Source organism: Streptomyces deserti, from assembly GCF_054782695.1.
On the sequence record NZ_BAAGRZ010000120.1, the window covers coordinates 1 to 908 of the forward strand.

Sequence of the window (908 nt, forward strand, 5' to 3'; positions counted from 1 at the left end):
GCTCACCGCAGGGCGGCCGTGGCCTCGTCGAGGACGATGCCCAGCGATCGGGTGCCGCGTCCCTTGGCCCACACCTCGGAGTTCACCTCGTGGACGGCGCCGTCGCGCACGGCCGGGATCTTCTCCCACAGCGGGTTCTTCGCCAGCTTCTGCGAGAGCTTGCCGTCCGTGTCGCCGAAGCTCATCGTCTCGACGAACAGCACGTCGACATCGCGGGCGAGGATCTCCTCGAGGCTGTAACTGCCCTCCACGCCACGGGACTTCCAGGGGTAGTCGGCGAGCTTCGGGAACAGGCTGGCGGCCACGTCCGCTTCCGGGGTGGCGACGCCGAAGTTCTCGTCGCTGCCGTAGATGATGAGCGCGGTCTTGTCGCTCCTGGTCTTCTCGGCCTCGGCGAGCTTGGTGCGGAAGGTCTTCTCCGCCTTCTCGCCCTCGGCGGTGCGCCCGGTGAGCGCGGCGACGTCACGCAGGTAGCCCACGCTGTCCTGCCAGGTCTCGGGCTGCATGGGCCAGAACGTGGTCGCGTCCTTCAGGGCGGGGGCGAGCTTGCCGTGCGTGTCCTCCAGGCCGATCACGAGGTCGGGCTTGTGGGAGAGGATCGCCTCCACCTCGGGAGCGATGAACCCGCCGGGAATCACGTCGACCTGTTTCGCCTTCTCCTCGCCCAGGAAGCCGGGGTGGGCGAGGAGCGCGCTGTTGGTGGCCGTGGGGACGATGCCCAGCTCGGTCAGGATGTCGTCGCACAGCGCGAACAGGCAGACGACGCGCCGCGGTTCCTTCTTCAGGGAGACCTTGACGCCGTTCGCGTCGGCCAACTCCCGGGTCGCCTCGATGGGTTTCACCGTGACGTCGGTCTTCGCACCGGCCGCCGCGGCCTTCTCCCTCGCGGGTTCGGCGGAGGCGCCGCA

The 908-nt window shown here is 69.1% G+C and carries 1 protein-coding gene; it reads right to left on the reverse strand.

Going from position 1 to position 908, the window contains the following annotated elements:
• Window positions 1-2 precede the first annotated feature (2 nt).
• Window positions 3-908 (reverse strand): ABC transporter substrate-binding protein (locus ACYVMZ_RS39360; RefSeq protein WP_461088123.1); only part of this gene is annotated, 906 nt, incomplete at its 5' end.